Here is a 1,761-nt window from a genome sequence, read left to right on the forward strand (position 1 = left end):
GCCTGCGCGTGGGGTGGCGATCGATGTCCCCCAGTCGACCCGACTGTTTGTGTCTGCTCACTCGGGCGGCGTCCACCCAGACCTCCCAGCGCTCCCGACGGGTGGCGCTCAAGGGCGACGCCGAGAGCGGTGCCGGAGACAGCCGGTAACCATTCCACGGACCGACACTGGAGAACGGTGACACCCCGCCCGCACCCGCCGACGGTGCGCCCGCCGGTACCGTGCCGGTGGACAAGGGCATCGCGGTGACCGTGCTGAACAACAGCAATGTCGAGGGAGGTGCGGACTCCCGGGCCGGTCAGCTGCGTGAGGACCGCTGGACGTCGGTGGCGACCGGAAACCTTCCGGGCGCGACCTACCCCGCGTCCGGGGTGTACTACCCCGGAGACAATCCGGCTGCCGAGGCGGCGGCACGCCAGGTGGCGCAGGACCTCGGTATCGCAGCCGTCGAGGCCCGCAGTGACGAGGACAACCGGAACTTCGCTACGGCGCGGACGCCGGGGGGAGGGGAGGTTCCGGTCTCGGACGTGGTCGTCGTCCTCACCGCCGATCAGCTCCGGTGACTCTTCCGGGGTGGTGATGCAGTAACATCGCCGCCATGGAATTCCCGGGGTCTGCACCGACGGTCGGCATCGAATGGGAGGTCGCTCTCATCGACCCGGAGTCCCGCGACCTTGTCGCCCGGGCTCCGGAGATGCTCGCGGAACTGGACCGTCGCTACCCCGGGCACACCGTCACCCGTGAATTCCTGGCGAACACGGTGGAGATGGTCACCGGCGTCCACGACACCGTCCCAGGGGCCGTCGAGGACCTCCGGGGTCAGCTTCGCAAGATCATGGAGGTCGCCGACGACCTCGGCGTCCGGGTCTTCTCGGCCGGAACGCATCCTTTCGCGCACTGGGGGGACCAGGTGCTCAGCGCGAAGCAGAGCTACAACGAGATCATCGAGCGGACCCAGTACTGGGGCCGTCAGATGCTGATATGGGGCATCCACGTCCATGTGGGGGTGGGGGACAGGGACCGGGTCTGGCCGATCATCAACGCGGTGATGATGCAGTACCCGCACGTCCTGGCGTTGTCGGCGTCATCCCCGGCGTGGGAGGGGCTGGACACCGGCTACGCCTCCAACCGCACCCTGCTCTACCAGCAGCTTCCGACCGCGGGAATGCCGTACCAGTTCGCGGACTGGGAGGAGTGGGAGGCCTTCAACGTCGACCAGGACCGCTCCGGGGTCATCAACCACACCGGATCGATGCACTTCGATGTCCGGCCGTCCCGGTACGGAACCGTGGAGGTACGTTTCGCCGACGCGACCATGGAGGTCCGCGAGGTCGCCGCGATCGCGGCATTCATCCACTGCCTGGTCGTGCACTACGAGCGCGAGTGGGTCGCCGGCCGCGCCCTGCCGACACTGCAGTACTGGCATGTCGCCGAGAACAAGTGGAGGGCAGCCCGTTACGGACTTGACGCGCTCGTCATCACCGACCGTGACACGACCGAGCGGCTGGTCACCGACGACATCGCGGACTGGGTGGAGAGGTTGACTCCCCTGGCCGCGGAGCTGGGGTGTTCCGCGGAACTGGCCGACGTGCTGAGGATCATCGACCGTGGCGGGGACTACGCCCTCCAGCGCGGTCTCTTATTCACCTCCCGATGCGTTTAAGAGACAGGCCCCGGGGGGGGTGCTTGCTCCGCCGGTTCCTGCGTCCGGGCCGCAGGGTGCGGGGGCGACCCCGGGAAGCTTGACGCGTCCCGGGCCGG

The 1,761-nt window shown here is 68.3% G+C and carries 1 protein-coding gene and 1 pseudogene; both read left to right on the forward strand.

The genetic code is table 11. The annotated features are described in order from the left end of the window. Positions 1–227: 227 nt before the first annotated feature. Positions 228–563 carry a LytR C-terminal domain-containing protein gene (locus tag BN3906_RS13770; RefSeq protein ID WP_066590242.1) on the forward strand — a complete coding sequence of 112 codons (336 nt, stop codon included), beginning with the start codon at positions 228–230 and terminating at the stop codon, positions 561–563. Between the two features lie 35 nt (positions 564–598). After that, a pseudogene (locus BN3906_RS13775) lies at positions 599–1,633 on the forward strand (glutamate--cysteine ligase); the annotation flags it as partial. Between the last annotated feature and the right edge of the window lie 128 nt (positions 1,634–1,761).

The organism is Corynebacterium provencense, assembly GCA_900049755.1.
Classification (GTDB): Bacteria; Actinomycetota; Actinomycetes; order Mycobacteriales; family Mycobacteriaceae; genus Corynebacterium; species Corynebacterium neomassiliense.